General features: G+C 32.9%; 19 protein-coding genes, 1 tRNA gene and 1 pseudogene. All 21 read right to left on the minus strand.

Features of this window, described 5'->3' with window-relative positions:
* Positions 1-10 precede the first annotated feature (10 nt).
* Positions 11-310, minus strand: a complete 300-nt coding sequence (locus KQI85_RS04060; protein WP_216574815.1) for a hypothetical protein — start codon at positions 308-310, stop codon at positions 11-13.
* A gap of 338 nt (positions 311-648) precedes the next feature.
* Positions 649-2205, minus strand: coding sequence for a ribonuclease Y (rny, locus tag KQI85_RS04065; protein ID WP_216574816.1), 1557 nt, complete (start codon positions 2203-2205; stop codon positions 649-651).
* Between the two features lie 170 nt (positions 2206-2375).
* Positions 2376-2984 (minus strand): regulatory protein RecX, encoded by a 609-nt coding sequence (locus tag KQI85_RS04070; protein WP_216574817.1) that lies wholly within the window; start codon positions 2982-2984, stop codon positions 2376-2378.
* Between the two features lie 37 nt (positions 2985-3021).
* The gene (recA, locus tag KQI85_RS04075) at positions 3022-4104 is read right to left on the minus strand and encodes a recombinase RecA (protein ID WP_216574818.1); all 1083 of its coding nucleotides are present in this window, start codon (positions 4102-4104) and stop codon (positions 3022-3024) included.
* Between the two features lie 284 nt (positions 4105-4388).
* Complete coding sequence (locus tag KQI85_RS04080) at positions 4389-4952, minus strand: YcxB family protein (protein WP_216574819.1); 564 nt, start codon at positions 4950-4952, stop codon at positions 4389-4391.
* A 255-nt stretch (positions 4953-5207) separates the two neighbouring features.
* Entirely contained in the window at positions 5208-6464 is a 1257-nt protein-coding gene (locus KQI85_RS04085; RefSeq protein WP_216574820.1) for a competence/damage-inducible protein A, read from the minus strand.
* 1 nt (position 6465) lies between these two features.
* On the minus strand, positions 6466-7011 hold the full coding sequence (pgsA, locus tag KQI85_RS04090; RefSeq protein WP_216574821.1) for a CDP-diacylglycerol--glycerol-3-phosphate 3-phosphatidyltransferase: 546 nt from the start codon (positions 7009-7011) through the stop codon (positions 6466-6468).
* Complete coding sequence (gene rimO, locus KQI85_RS04095; protein WP_216574822.1) at positions 6995-8332, minus strand: 30S ribosomal protein S12 methylthiotransferase RimO; 1338 nt, start codon at positions 8330-8332, stop codon at positions 6995-6997. Before rimO ends, pgsA begins: the two co-directional genes overlap by 17 nt.
* 109 nt (positions 8333-8441) lie before the next feature.
* Complete coding sequence (locus KQI85_RS04100; RefSeq protein ID WP_216574823.1) at positions 8442-9326, minus strand: hypothetical protein; 885 nt, start codon at positions 9324-9326, stop codon at positions 8442-8444.
* A gap of 94 nt (positions 9327-9420) precedes the next feature.
* Positions 9421-9492 (minus strand) — tRNA-Arg (locus tag KQI85_RS04105).
* 67 nt (positions 9493-9559) lie between these two features.
* Positions 9560-10501: a DUF5688 family protein gene (locus KQI85_RS04110; RefSeq protein WP_216574824.1), complete on the minus strand. Its 942-nt coding sequence runs from the start codon at positions 10499-10501 to the stop codon at positions 9560-9562.
* A 297-nt stretch (positions 10502-10798) separates the two neighbouring features.
* Positions 10799-11029: a type II toxin-antitoxin system HicB family antitoxin gene (locus KQI85_RS04115; RefSeq protein ID WP_216574825.1), complete on the minus strand. Its 231-nt coding sequence runs from the start codon at positions 11027-11029 to the stop codon at positions 10799-10801.
* Positions 11026-11379 (minus strand): type II toxin-antitoxin system HicB family antitoxin, encoded by a 354-nt coding sequence (locus tag KQI85_RS04120; RefSeq protein ID WP_216574826.1) that lies wholly within the window; start codon positions 11377-11379, stop codon positions 11026-11028. The genes KQI85_RS04115 and KQI85_RS04120 overlap by 4 nt, the downstream gene beginning before the upstream one ends.
* Before the next feature lie 30 nt (positions 11380-11409).
* Positions 11410-11562: a hypothetical protein gene (locus KQI85_RS04125; protein ID WP_216574827.1), complete on the minus strand. Its 153-nt coding sequence runs from the start codon at positions 11560-11562 to the stop codon at positions 11410-11412.
* A 158-nt stretch (positions 11563-11720) separates the two neighbouring features.
* The gene (efp, locus tag KQI85_RS04130; RefSeq protein WP_216574828.1) at positions 11721-12278 is read right to left on the minus strand and encodes an elongation factor P; all 558 of its coding nucleotides are present in this window, start codon (positions 12276-12278) and stop codon (positions 11721-11723) included.
* Between the two features lie 93 nt (positions 12279-12371).
* Positions 12372-12815 carry a type II 3-dehydroquinate dehydratase gene (aroQ, locus tag KQI85_RS16475; protein ID WP_253293745.1) on the minus strand — a complete coding sequence of 148 codons (444 nt, stop codon included), beginning with the start codon at positions 12813-12815 and terminating at the stop codon, positions 12372-12374.
* Between the two features lie 39 nt (positions 12816-12854).
* Positions 12855-13343 (minus strand): annotated as a pseudogene (locus KQI85_RS16480) (shikimate kinase); the annotation flags it as partial.
* Positions 13336-14208, minus strand: a complete 873-nt coding sequence (aroE, locus tag KQI85_RS04140; RefSeq protein WP_216574830.1) for a shikimate dehydrogenase — start codon at positions 14206-14208, stop codon at positions 13336-13338. The pseudogene KQI85_RS16480 and the gene aroE, both read right to left, overlap by 8 nt.
* Before the next feature lie 19 nt (positions 14209-14227).
* Entirely contained in the window at positions 14228-14740 is a 513-nt protein-coding gene (locus KQI85_RS04145) for a YqeG family HAD IIIA-type phosphatase (RefSeq protein ID WP_216574831.1), read from the minus strand.
* 203 nt (positions 14741-14943) lie between these two features.
* Positions 14944-15399: a transcriptional regulator NrdR gene (nrdR, locus tag KQI85_RS04150; RefSeq protein WP_216574832.1), complete on the minus strand. Its 456-nt coding sequence runs from the start codon at positions 15397-15399 to the stop codon at positions 14944-14946.
* A gap of 111 nt (positions 15400-15510) precedes the next feature.
* Complete coding sequence (locus tag KQI85_RS04155; RefSeq protein WP_216574833.1) at positions 15511-15768, minus strand: PRC-barrel domain-containing protein; 258 nt, start codon at positions 15766-15768, stop codon at positions 15511-15513.
* Positions 15769-15836: the final 68 nt, after the last annotated feature.

Consider the following 15836-nt stretch of genomic DNA (forward strand, 5'->3'; position numbering starts at 1 on the left):
GTCTTCTCTCCTATCTGTTAACAAATACAATTATGCAATATAATATACTCACAAATGCAAGCAGTTTTTTTTCGTTAATCCGCTTCATTCTGTCAATTCTAAACATTATAATATTAATCAATACAAAGCATATAAGATACATTGCAAAATTAACACTTTCAACAAATTCAAGCGTAATTGCTGTTGCATCAGAAACTATAACATATAGCATATTATCTATAAACCACGATGCAATCATCATATATATAATTCGTGTCTGATATTCATCTTCCTTGATAAAGCGAATAATATTATCTTTTATTTTCACCATAATACATTCCTTTCTATGTTTCTACTTTTCATGCTTTCGTTTTTTTATACTTTAACTTTTCATACTTTCGTATTTTTTATACTTTTACTTTTTTCATACTTTCGTATTTTCTAAGCTTTTACTTTTCATACTTTCGTATTTCTTATACTTTTACTTTTTCATACTTTCGTATTTTCTAAGCTTTTTATTATATAATCATCAATGATAGATATGATATCTAATTGTCAATATATTATTCTATTCATTGATTTACCGGCATATTAACTAAAAAGGCTTAACACCAGATACATCAGTTATGATGTATCTGAGATAAGCCTTTCTCTGTTTTTATTATGATTTTATTTAGCGTAGTCTACTACTCGTGACTCTCTTATAACATTCACTTTAATCTGACCTGGATATTCTAATTCATTCTCAATCTGTTTAGAAATATCTCTTGCAAGTAATACCATATCAGTATCACTGATCATCTCTGGAACTACCATAATACGAATCTCTCTACCTGCCTGGATAGCAAAAGATTTATCAACTCCTTTAAAAGAGTTAGTAATATCTTCTAACTGTGTTAATCTGTTAGTATAAGTTTCAAGTGTTTCACGACGTGCGCCTGGTCTTGCTGCTGATATTGTATCGGCAGCCTGAACTATACAGGCAATTAAACTTTCTGGTTCTACATCACCGTGATGTGCTTCAACAGCGTTAATAATAATAGGTGACTCTTTATACTTACGACAAAGATCTACACCTATCTGAATATGTGAGCCTTCCATCTCATGATCCACAGACTTACCAATGTCATGTAATAGACCTGCTCTCTTTGCAAGTCTTACATCAACACCAACTTCTGCTGCAAGTAATCCTGATAACTGTGCAACTTCGATAGAATGTTTTAATGCATTTTGACCATAGCTTGTTCTGAATTTCATCTTACCAAGAAGTTTTACTAATTCCGGATGAATTCCATGTACGCCAACTTCTAAAGTGGCATTCTCTCCTTCTTCTCTAATCATTACTTCAACTTCTTTTTGAGCTTTCTCAACCATCTCTTCGATTCTGGCTGGATGAATTCTTCCATCAACAATAAGCTTTTCGAGTGCAATTCTTGCGATCTCACGTCTAATTGGATCAAATGCTGACAAAATTACTGCCTCTGGAGTATCATCAATAATCAAATCAACACCTGTCATAGTCTCAAGTGTTCTGATGTTACGTCCTTCTCTACCAATAATTCTGCCTTTCATCTCATCATTAGGAAGCTGAACAACAGAAATTGTTGTCTCGGCTACATGATCAGCAGCACATTTCTGTATTGCTGTAACAACATATTCTTTCGCTTTTTTACTAGCTTCTTCTTTTGCCTGATTCTCCATCTCTTTAATAAGAACGGCAGTATCATGCTTCACTTCATCTTCAACAGTCTTCAAAAGAAAATCTTTTGCCTGTTCGGAGGTTAATCCTGAGATTCTCTCTAATTCCTGTACTCTCTTTTCACTAAGTTCTTCAACTTCAGCCTTCTTACGATTAAGCTCATCTTCTCTCTTAGATAAGAATGATTCTTTCTTCTCAATCGCTTCTGACTTTCTGTCTAAAGATTCTTCCTTAGATAAAACTCGTCTCTCATATCGCTGTATCTCAGCTCTTCTTTCTTTAGTCTCTCTCTCAAGCTCATTTTTAGTCTTAAGAGACTCTTCTTTTGCTTCCAAAAGAGCTTCTCTTTTCTTAGTCTCAGCGGTCTTAAGCGCCTCATCTATTATTTCTCTTGCTTTGTCATCTGCATTACCAATCTTTGCTTCAAAAGTCTTCTTCTGATTGGATGAAGCGACAACCCAAGTAATAGGAACAACTACCAAAAGTGTAATAACTACAGCTAAAATAATAATAATAATAACTGGCACAGGAGCACCTCCTTATTTAGTTTTCATTGTACAAATACAACATATAAATTTTATACTTTTTTCGTTAAAGTGTCAAGTAGTGGCTAACATTTTTCCACTTTGATAACTAACATTTTTCTATGTTTTTTATGTATTATTTGATTTTTATTTAAATTGCACAAAAATATATATCAATTTTCTCTATAATCACTATCATGAATTATATGACTTATGTCGTTATAATTAAAGCCTTTTCTTAATAGATATTGATACATTTTTCTTCGTTCATTAATATCTGCTGTTTCATCATTATACTTCTTCTTAGCTATAAGATTCCTAATTGCTTCTAATTCATCATAATCATCTGGTATCGATTCAAGCGCCTGTTCTTTATCAATTCCTTTTTGAAGAAGTTCATTAACAACCTGTTTTCTGCTCTTATTTTTCATTCTATATTCAACATAGCTATCTGCATATCTGCTATCATCAATATATCTGTATGACTTAAGATATTCTATGGTATTATCAATAGTATCTTCGGGATAAAAACCTTGCTTTAACTTATCTCTTAACTGTTTTTCTGTCTTATCTACCTTTTTTAATATATTCATTGCTCTTAATTTGCAACGCTTATCAATAACTTTATTAAGTATCTCGTCATATACTTCTTCTGTTATCTCTTCACCAACTTTTATCTTATACCTTCGCATCTCACCAAGATATAAAGGAAAGGCATATTCCTCATCAATATATACCTTCGATCTTTTCTTATCTATTGGTAAAATATCTGTTATAATCATATACCTTTCCTCATCTTTCTACTACTTATAGTTCTTATTATTTGTCTGTCTTTTCTGCAGCATCTTTAGTCTCAGCTGTTTTCTTTGTCTTAGAGTCTGTATTATCTTTGGCAGGCTCTTCTCCACCATTAAGTCCATAATGTGTACGAACTTTCTTCTCTACTTCTTCCATAACTTCAGGATGTTCCTTAAGATATGTCTTAGCATTCTCACGTCCCTGTCCAATCTTGGCATCATTGTATGCATACCATGCACCACTCTTAACTATAATTCCAAGTTCTGATGCAAGATCAAGTACATCACCCTCTGTTGATATACCCTGACCGAACATAATATCAAATTCTGCTTCTTTAAAAGGTGGAGCAATCTTATTCTTAACTACTTTTACTCTTGTTCTGTTACCAATAACTTCTCCGCCTTGCTTAAGTGATTCAATTCTTCTTACATCCATACGTATTGATGAATAGAACTTAAGTGCACGTCCACCTGTTGTTGTCTCAGGATTACCAAACATAACACCAACTTTTTCTCTTAACTGGTTAATAAATATTACAATACAGTTCGTCTTACTTACAACAGCTGTAAGCTTTCTAAGTGCCTGTGACATAAGTCTTGCCTGAAGACCTACATGAGAATCTCCCATATCGCCATCAATCTCTGCCTTTGGTACAAGTGCCGCAACTGAATCGACAATAATTATATCTACTGCACCTGAACGAACCATAGTCTCTGTAATCTCAAGAGCCTGTTCTCCATTATCCGGCTGTGATATATATAGATTATCAATATCTACACCAATGTTCCTTGCGTATGCAGGATCAAGTGCATGCTCAGCATCTATGAATCCGGCAATTCCACCATTCTTCTGAACTTCTGCAACCATATGAAGTGCTACTGTTGTCTTACCACTTGATTCAGGTCCATATATCTCAACAATTCTTCCTCTTGGAACACCACCGAGTCCTAACGCAATATCAAGGCTTAATGAACCTGTTGGAACTGTCTCAACATTCATATTGGCATTGGAATCACCAAGTTTCATTACTGAACCTTTACCAAACTGTCTTTCTATCTGTGATAATGCCGCTTCTAATGCTTTTGTCTTTTCTTCTTTTCCCATTATTAATATCCTCCTTCTCACATATGAACTAACGTTCGCCAACTGTTTACAATTTTAGTACAAATGTTCTCTTTTGTCAATAACATTTTACATTCATTCTATATTAAAATATTGTGGAATAGATTTTGGCGAACGCCAATTAAAGATTTTTAAAATTCTAAAGCTTCTCTAGTCTATCATAATAACTTTTATTTGTAAAGTTATTTATTATTTTCTTTAATAGTCATTATTGCTTTCTTTAATATAATCGTCTGACTGCCAAAACATATCCCGCTTCATTTCTATTACTTACTAATCCGTCTAAGATGCACACGTCTGCTATCCATTCCATCATATAACATAGCTCTGATCTTCATATAATCATCATCTTTACATGCTTTCTTTGAAATTGTTATGAATAAATCTCTGTTAAAATATATAAGTAATACACTTTTTAATTCATACACCATATATATGTCTCTTATTCTTGAACTTGTATATGTTGTCTCATCCTTTGGTCTGGCTTTTATCATATTATTCTCTATATCTATCTCCCAGTTTGTTATATCCTTCTCATATGACTTCTTAGCAAGACGCTTAATCTTAGCTATACAAAATGGACGGTATACAAATGGAGCTAATATTATCGCCCACTGAGTTCCATAATATGTATTGCGTACAAAGATACTATATAGCATTATTGCTATTCCAAGTAATACTACTGCCGTAAGATAATAATCCATTTTCTTTTTTTTCATAAAAAACCATTTTTGTATATCTGTATATTCTTCTAGTGATATCTCTTCATTAAAATTAATCTTCATATAATTTTTCTCACTCTCCAAATCCATTATTCTACCTATATTCATTACCAACCTGGTGAACAAGGTAAGATATATTTTAATCAAAAGCAGGCATAATCAAGACATTCTAACAATATCCTAACTATGCCTGTATATTCTTTATAATTCCAGTTTTCTATAATACCATAATCATTCTCTTATAATTCCAGTTTCTGGTAATGTTATAATCACATTTTTATGCTTTCATTTTCTCTATAATGTCATAATTATGCTCTCATAATTTTGGTTTTTCTATAATACTATGATTATGTTCTCAGATTACTAATTCTTTGAACTATCTTCACTTATAATCATTTTTCTTAGATTATTCATAGCATGATATACTGCCTGTTCTCTTACTTTTTCTCTATTGCCTTTGAATACATATCTAGCGACAGATACTTTACCATTAAGATAACAGCCTATATATACAAGTCCTACCGGCTGTTCTTTTGTTCCGCCAAGTGGACCTGCTATACCTGTAACCGACATAGCTGCATTAGAATGTGCAGTTTCGGCTGCTCCTTTTGCCATCTCATATGCAGTCTGTTCACTTACTACTGTATACTTATCTATTGTCTCTTTTTCTACATGTGCAAATTCCATCTTTGCTTCTGCAGAATATGTTACAAATGCTGAATTAAGTACTGATGATGCTCCACTTACATTAACAATATTCGAAGCTATCTTACCTCCTGTACATGATTCTGCTGTTGTAACTGTATAATGTCTTTCTTTTAACATATTTACAAGACATTCTTCTAATGTCTCTTTTTCATTACATGTAAGAACATCTTCTCCAAATCTGCTTATAATCTCATTCTTCACAGGTTCTATAATTCTCTTGCAATCTTCTTCACTATCATTCTTTGCAGTTATTCTTATATGAACTTCTGATGTCTTCGCATAAGTTGCTATTGTCGGATTAGTCTGACTATCTATCAGATCAATTATCCTATCCTCAACCTGACTCTCTCCAAATGCCGCAATCTTCACTGTCTCAGAGTATATTGTCTCATTATTAAGACTTGCAAGATATGGATATATATCATGTTCAAACATAGGATAGAGTTCGTTCGGTGGTCCAGGAAGCATTATAAGAATCTTACTATTCTTCTCCATAATAAGTCCCGGAGCCATACCATTATTATTATCAATGACTGTCGCACCTTCCGGCACAATAGCCTGTTTCCAATTATTTTCAGGGATCTCTGTATATATACTATCTTTAAAGAATTCTTCAATTTTCTTTCTTGTATGCATATCTTCTACCAATCGAAAGCCCATATGTCTTGCTGCTGTCTCTTTTGTCAAATCATCCTGTGTTGGTCCGAGTCCACCAGTAATTATGACTATATCAGATCTTGAGAGTGCCTGCTTGATTGTATTATCAAGTCGTTCTTCATTATCTCCTACAACTGACTGATTATACATAGACAATCCTAGTGCTGCACATTTTGTAGCTAAATATGCTGCATTTGTATTGACTATATTTCCTAAAAGTATCTCTGTACCAACTGAAACAAGCTCAACAATCATATTATTTTCCTCCATCTGCAAGTACATTTTTATTTTTTACAAGATAATCAACAAGTGATATAACTGTAAGTGCAAGTGATGCATATATAAATACTTGTTCTAATACTTCAAACACTGCAAGATTGATATCTGCTATAAGTAATATAACCATTATCATCTGACATGTTGTCTTAATCTTGCCCCAATAACTTGCTGCAATTACAACTCCATTATCTGAAGCGATAAGTCTGAATCCACTTATTACAAATTCTCGGCTGATAATTATAACAACTATCCATGCCGGAAGTTTGTTCATCTCAACAAAACATATAAGTGCTGATGATACAAGAAGTTTATCTGCAAGCGGATCCATAAACTTTCCAAAATTAGTTACAAGATTTCTCTTTCTTGCTATCTTGCCATCAAGCATATCTGTAAGACTTGCTATTATAAAAATCGCAAGTGCAATATACTTACTTGCTCCTCCTGCAAAATCAGTTAATAAAAAAAACAAAAATGGAACAATCATTATTACTCGTGCTAATGTAAGTTTATTTGGTAAATTCATAGTCAATCTCTCCTATCAAATCATATTCCTGTGCTCCTGTAACTTTAACATATACAAAGTCGCCTGACATAAGTTCTTCATCTGTATTGACAAATATATATCCATCAACATTAGGTGCATCCATATATGTACGTCCAACATAAGCATTCTCATTAGAGACTTTTCCTTCTATCATAACAAGATATGTCTTGCCAATTCTATCCTGCCCTTTATCAATTGCTATCTCCTGCTGAAGTTCCATAATTGCGTCTCTTCTGTCTTCTTTTACTTCCTCAGGTATCTGATCCGGCATAACTGCCGCTTTTGTATCTTCTTCAGGAGAATATGTAAATGCTCCTAATCTGTCAAATTCTATCTCATCAATAAAATCAAGCACTTCTTCATGCTGCTCATCGGTTTCTCCAGGAAATCCTGCTATAAGTGTTGTTCTCAATGCTATGTCTGGTATCTCACGTCTTAACATTGCTATCTTTTCTTTTAATTCCTGCTTATTAGTCTTACGTCCCATCTTCTTAAGAATCGCATCTGAAGCATGCTGAATTGGAAGATCAAGATAATTACATACTTTATCCTCTTCTTTTATTACCTGTACAAGTTCATCTGTTATCTCTTCAGGGTAACAGTATAGAATTCTTATCCAATACAATCCATCTATCTTACATAATTCTCTTAATAGATCCGGCAATGCTTTTTTACCATAGATATCTGTACCATAAAGTGTTGTTTCTTGTGCAACAAGATTAATCTCTTTTACACCCTTTGATACAAGTTCTTTTGCTGATTCTATAATCTTCTCCATTGGTATACTTCTATAGTGTCCCCTTACCTTTGGAATAATACAGTATGTACAATATTTGTCACAGCCTTCAGCAATCTTAAGATATGAATAATATCCGCCTGTAGTAATCACACGACCATTGATAACTTCAGGTAGTCTGCTAGGATCTAGAACAATATCTTTTTTCTTTCCCTTTATAACTTCATCAACTACTTCTACAATCTTATCAAAACTTGATGTTCCTACAATCGCATCAACTTCAGGTATCTCTTTTTCTATCTCATCCTTATAACGCTGTGCAAGGCATCCAGCTACTACTAACGCTTTGCATTTGCCATTTTTCTTATACTCTGCCATCTCAAGAATTGTATTAATACTTTCTTCCTTAGCATCTCCTATGAAACAGCATGTATTAATTGCAATTATATCTGCTTGTGTCTCATCATCTGTAAAAGTATAACCACTCTTACTAAGAAGTCCAAGCATAACTTCTGTATCAACAAGATTCTTATCACATCCAAGGGAAATAAATAATATTTTCATTTTTTTCTCCATTCATTACTTAATATTTCTTAATGCTATCTAAAATTTTCACCTTAGCAAAGAAAACCATTCGGACTCTTCCAAATGGTTTTCTTACATTGTATCGCCTCTAATTAGCCTGTGCAGGCTGTGTAGCTGCTGTCGTCTCTGTTACAGCTGCCTTAGTTGTCTCCGGTTGCGCTTTAGTTGTCTCCTGACCAGCCGCTGTTGTTGTCTCTGCAGCAGTTGTCGCTTCATTGGCAGGCTTACTACCATCTGCTGTTGTCTCTTTTTCTGTCGATGTATTAATAGCTTTAATAAGTTCTTTAAGCTGCTCATCCTTTGACATTGCTTCTTCTAGCTTTCTTTCAGTAGTAGAGTATAATGTCTTAACGAAATCATCATTAAGCACTAAATCTCTATATGCTTTTACATCATCACTAAGAGCCTGTGTATAGATGTATGGGTTATTGCTTTCATCTACTTCTACATATAGACATGTAGAACCTGGCGCTAATGTTTCAACGTTGAGAAATTTAATTTCATAATACACCAGTACAATATAAGTATTATCAAGCAGCCCCTCTTTTGTATAGCACTCAATGTTATTGTAACTTTCGATATACTGACTCTCTGTTGTAAGCTCATCTAATGGTATTGAATCCATTGAATCAACAACTTTAGATAACGAATCAACATCATTATTGGCAAGTGCCGTATAATAATTCTTAACAAGCGTATCTATAAATGGATATTTACCGCTCTCAAATTCTTCTGCACTTACTGTCTCGCCATCTTTTGTAGTAGCTTTCTCTCCTGATGGTACTGCTACCACTGAACCAGTCTCATTATCCGGTGTATCAAGCTCACCTGTATTAATCCTGCTCTCTCTGCCATTAAGTATTCCAATAGCAAATAATATTATAAATATAACTAATAATATTCCTGCAAGAATATATTTCCCGTAATTCTTGACAAAATCTCTGTTAAGAAATTCTATAATTTTTGCCTTCACATTCTCCTCCTTGCCTTTCTCAACCTTGTTTATTTTAACAAATTTATTATAAAATTGCAATAAATGATATTGGATTTATTGTCTTTTTAATAAATACACCTGAAGGGAATCGAACCCTCGCACACAGCTCCGGAGGCTATTGCTCTATCCACTGAGCTACAGGTGTACATCAACAGGCTTTTTACGCCTGTTGTCTATTATAGCACATAACCATCTTTTGTTAAAGGAAAATATTATGCTATAGATAGTGTATTCCCATTTTTTTCAAATATGTATACATTATCTGAAAGTCTGTCACACTCATCGACTTCTGATGCATTAACTTCACATACCATCGTCTTTAATTCATCCTTTGTTATAAAATCTGTCTTCGGTACTATTATAACTTCATGTATGCTGCTTGGCAGTACAAAAAGATCTCTGTCTATCTTCTTTGAAAATCTTGATAAAACATCTTCGTAAAAGATGCATGATGCACCATTAGTTTTCTTTTTATTAGTAAGTACATACATCTTAATCTCACTTTCAGGTACTTCTCTATACTCATTAGCAAGCCTGTCGATATCATTGCTGTCATCTGAATTATCACTTACTGAATTCATCATCTCCATTATTATCTCATACATATCTCTTATCTCAGGTTCATAAAGTCGCTGTGTATTGTAGAATGCTGTCTTGTATAATTCGTCTTTGCTTATATTCCATTTTTCAATATGACAATTATGTATAAGTGTTGTTGCTCTTATCTCTTCATTAGCTTCTACTATGCAGTAAAAAGCTATTGCCAAATCCATTATCTTTATATGTGGCACATCTTTTAACAATCTCAAATTCTGTTCATAGTTAATTGTTTTATATATTATTCTGTCTTTAATCAGATTAAAATCAACAAAAAAATCTTCTGATACTTTTAGTGAATCTTTGTTTTTGTTATATATCTCTATTATGTCATTAACCACTATTCCAAACTTTCTGCCATTCTGATACTGGTTATAAAAATCATTAAGATATATTGTAGGTGATACATTACTGTCTGGTCTTAATACCATAAGTCCATCAAGTTCAACTCCATTATTTTTTGTAATCCTTTGAACTTTTACAGACACTTTTCCTTCTCTGCTTAATATCTCCATAACCTCGCAACGCACTGCTTCAATAAATTCTGAATAATTCATTTTTTCCTCTCATTCTAATCCTGTTTTTCTTGCACTAAAACAGAATCTCTTTCTCTTTTGTACTTTTTTAATATTATTTTTAATTGATGTTGAAAATATCACAACGAATGTTGTGCATAATGATATGACATTGTCTGATACTCATAGTCCGACAACTCTAGAATGGTAACACATTTCATTCTATTTTTCAATATGTTTTATTAAAATATACTATCTCTATCCAAAAAAACTATATCAAAAAGCCTCAAAAAATCTCTATTAAAAAATGGACCGTAAAAACAGCCCATTTTATGTACCTTACATATCTACCCCTTTTGGTAAAGGTATTATCATATTATTCTGTAATTTAGCTTCTATATATCCTTCCATTGCTTCATCAAGACTTTCATATAACTCTTCTAAAGTGTCACCTGTACTTTGGCAGCCATCCAGCTCTAATATTCTCCCCCAAAAATAATGTCCACTCTCATCATCTATCTTCTCTACCAATCTTGTATAAGGCAACCTCATATAATCTCTAGCATTCATGCTTTTTTCTTCTTATATGCTATAATATCTTTTAACTTCTTAATATTGAACTTAGAACAATCTTCTAATTGTCTTCTATATTCTTCAGAATCAGCATCAACCAACGATACTATTGTCTTTCCTTCCTCTGCAAATTCTCCTTTAGATAATTCAATATTTTCTAATTCTGTAGGTCTTGGTATTTTTGCTTTTTCATCTTCAAGTACTACTAGCTTTAATTGTATTGCATCTCTTGCCATTTTCACAGCATCAAACATATTTTTACCTTCTGTCAAAACTTCTAGATCTGGAACTTCTACTAATATACATTCTTCTGTTATTGTAAATAATACCGGATATACTTCTTGCATTCTTATTCTCCTCAAAAATATTATTCCTATTTAAGCTTCAATATCTTTTTGTGTATCTTCTTTTAATTCTCTTACCATTTCCAATGCTTTTTCATATTCCTTATTTTCCAAAGCATTTTCTAGTTTGTTAAGTATTCTTAAAAGTTTTCTGCTATATGCCACAAATTCTTTCATATCTTCCATGATTTTCTCCTTTCTCTGACACCCATTTGCATCCTATGCTCATTTCTGCGAGCTTAACAAGCTGTGTATTAAACGCAAATAACCGCAAAGCCTTGCAATCACTTACAATAACTCTGCGGCTACACTATATTAGTATACTATACTATATTTGCTCAATATTAGACTCTTGACAAATATTCACCAGTTCTTGTATCAATCTTGATCTTATCTCCCTGGTTAACAAATAATGGAACATATACTGTTGCTCCTGTTTCAACTACAGCTGGCTTTGTAGCACCTGTAGCTGTATCACCTTTAACACCTGGTTCTGCATGAGTAATCTCAAGCTCAACAAAAAGAGGTGGTTCAATAGCAAATACATTACCATTGTGTGAACATAACTTAACCATTTCGTTCTCTTTAACAAATTTTAATGAATCACCAACATTATCCTCGCTTAATGCAATCTGCTCAAATGTCTCTGTATTCATGAAGTTATATAAATCACCATCATTGTATAAATACTGATAATCTGATCTATCAATGTGCGCCTGTGGACACTTTTCAGTTGGTCTGAAAGTTTTTTCAACAACGCCACCATTCTTAATATTTTTTAACTTTGTTCTTACGAAAGCTGCACCTTTACCAGGTTTTACATGCTGGAACTCGATAACCTGATAGATGTTACCGTCCATTTCAATTGTTAGACCATTTCTAAAATCGCCTGCTTGTACCATACTTGGTATACCTCCTTAAATCATCTTCTACTAGTTTATAATAAAAGGTAATATTTTTCAACCTTTTTTTTCATATTCTGTAATAATAATATATTATTTATCTTTTTTTAACATATTACATACTGCATCAAGTGCCATAATATAACCATATAATCCCATTCCGACAATCTGCCCTGTACATACAGGAGCTGTTACAGATGTATGACGAAATTCTTCTCTTTTATGAACATTGGATATATGAACTTCTATCTTCGGCATCTCAACTGATGCCAAGGCGTCTCTAATTGCATAACTATAATGTGTAAATGCTCCCGGATTTATTATAATAGCATCTGTCTTGTCATAATATGCCTGCTGAATCTTATCAATAATTGCTCCTTCATAATTAGACTGATAGACTTCAATATCGATATCTCTTTCTTCAGCAGCTTCTTCTATCATTTTAACAAGTGTATCATAATTCTCCTTGCCATATATGCCTTTTTCTCTTATCCCAAGAAAATTAATATTTGGTCCATTTAATACAAGTACTTTCATCTTATCTTCCTGCTTTCTTATTATATTTACTTTCTTAACAATCTCATCTGCAATCTTCTCAATGTTCTTATCATTAGTATCAATCACAATATCTGCAGCTTTTTGATAGAATTCTTCTCGCTCTTTCATAAGTTCGCTTATTCTTTTTCTTGGATCATCACATTGAAGAAGTGGTCGCTTTGTATCACCTTTTACATGTGAATATATTGTCTGTGGTGATGCTTTAAGATATATAGTAGTTCCCATTTGCTTAAACAGTTCTCTGTTTTTTTCTTTAAGTGCAAGCCCACCTCCGGCTGATAATACCATATCTTCTTTTGCTATAGCTAATTCACCAAGTACTTCTGTCTCTAATTCTCTGAAAAAAGGTTCGCCTTCTTTTGCAAATATACTACTTATGCTTCTTGCTTCTCTTTCTTCTATATATTTATCTGTATCTATTAATACATAACCAAGCTTTTGGGCAAGATTTCTTCCTACACTGCTCTTACCACATCCCATAAAACCTATTAATATTATCTTATTCATTAAACTGCCTTTCCAAACATGAATATAATTCTTTTATAAGTTCTTCACTGACTTTAATATCATTCCACAGCTCATAAGCACTAATTCCCTGATACATAAGCATCTTAAGTCCATTATAAGCTACAACACCTTTAGCTTTTGCAAGCTTCATAAATTGTGTCTCTAGTGGATTATATATAATGTCAACTGCACATTTTAACTTCGTATAGAATTCCTCATCTTCTATAACTGCCTGATTATTATTAGGATACAATCCAACACTCGATGTCTGAATTGCTATATATTTATTATCTGTCATTATTGTATCATAACTATCAAGTGTTCCTGCACTTGCAATATTTTTACCATAATAGTTGTTAACATTATCAGCTATATCCTGTGCTTTTTCAAGTGTTCTGTTAAGTATAATAATCTCTCCCGCCTGTTCATCTGCACATAGAAATGCTATTGCTCTGCTTGCTCCACCTGCTCCAAGAATAACAATATGTTCATCCTTAAGACATATACCTTCATCATCAAGTTCCCTCTTTAGTCCTAATATATCTGTATTGTATCCCTTGTAGCCTTCTTTTGTTCTTACAAGTGTATTAACAGCTCCTATCGCTTTAGCAAGTGGTTCTATATCACTAAGTGCTTCAATAACAGCACTCTTATGTGGAACTGTAACATTCATTCCGAGTATATTAAGTGCATAAGCTCCTTTTACTGCTGTCAGCACATCATCTTTTTCAACTTTAAAAGTCGTATATACTGTATTAATATCCATCTTGTCTGCTATATAATTATGAATAAATGGTGACAGTGAATGTTCTACTGGATTGCCAATAAGTCCAAGTGTTCTTGTCTTTCCGTCTATTTTCCTCATATTTTTTACCTGTATTTCATTAAAAATTATCCAGGCTTCCTTCCTTTCCTTTATAAAAATGCATTACTATCTTCTCAAGATATCTTTTTAGCACAATCTGAATCTCTTCTTTTGGATTAATCGGTGATACAAGAATGGTCTTAATTCCGGCTCTGTTAGCACCATATACATCTGTAAATAACTGGTCACCAACAAAAACTGTTGTATTACGATCTGTATTCATAAGTTCCATAGCTTTTATATAATTCCTGGTCGAAGGTTTGTGTGCATCATAGATATATTTCGAATTAACCTGTTTTGCAAAACTCTCAACTCTGCCAATCTTATTATTAGATATAAGACATGTATCAAAGCCTTTTTCTCTAAGTTGTTCAAAAAAATCTACTGCCTGCTTAGTAGCTGGTGCTCCATGCATAACAAGTGTATTATCAATGTCAAACATAACACCTCTATAACCTTTTTTCCATAGAAGGTCAAAATCTATATTATAAGTCGAATCCATCTGTGCTTTTGGATAAAATTTCTTAAACATATCATCCCTCTTTCTGTATTATCTTTATGTAATTCTAAGATGTATACCTGCCACAAAGCAGTAAGTATTCACTATTTGCATAGTATATTAACTATATATTATTCTGTCTATCTGTCATATTAACTATATATTATCTTATTCAGTCTACCTGTCAGATTCAATATATATTATCTTATTCAGTCTACTTGTCAGATTCAATATAATTATTTCTTATCAAGTATCTTCTTAAGTTCGTCTATAAATGTATTAACATCTTTGAACTCTCTATATACAGATGCAAATCTAACATACGCAACCTGATCAAGTTCATTAAGTTTATCCATAACAATATTGCCTATCTCTGAACTTTCAATCTCTTTTTCCTCACGGTTAAAGACTATCGTCTCAATATCATCAATAAGCTTATTAATCTTCTCTGCCGGAATAGGTCTTTTATGACATGCTCCATATACTCCTGCTGCCACTTTATCTCTGTCAAACGGTTCTCTGTTTCGGTCTTTTTTGATAACTATAAGTGGTATTACTTCAACTTTCTCGTATGTAGTAAATCTTTTTCCACATTTATCACACTGACGTCGGCGCCTGATTGCACTATTATCTTCTGCCGGTCTTGAATCTATTACTCTTGTATTTTCTTTTCCACAAAAAGGACACTTCATATTCTATTTTTACCTCCACTTCACCATTTATTGAATTTCTATAACTGATTATAGGTAAAAAATATCTGTCGGTCAAGCATATACGTTATTATTAATCATTATTTTAATATTTTATACAACTTTTTTAGTCACTTCTTTTAGATCTACACTCACAAGTATTATATCCGAACCTATCTGATTAACACATCTGTAAGGAATTATATATTCTATCTCTCTGCCTGTAATTCCAAACAGTTTACATGGTCCGGGGACTATAAGTGCTTTTATGACACCTGTGTTAATATCAAAGTCAACGTCTGATACATTACCGATTATCTTACAGTCACAGGTATTAATAACTTCTTTTTCCCTTAGCTCGCATACTCTCATAGAAACCACCTATTCTAAAACATATTAACAGCAGACTTTAGTATATCTCCATAGTGCATGACTCACAT

Origin of the sequence: Falcatimonas sp. MSJ-15 (genome assembly GCF_018918265.1) — a bacterium.
Classification (GTDB): Bacteria; Bacillota; Clostridia; order Lachnospirales; family Lachnospiraceae; genus Falcatimonas.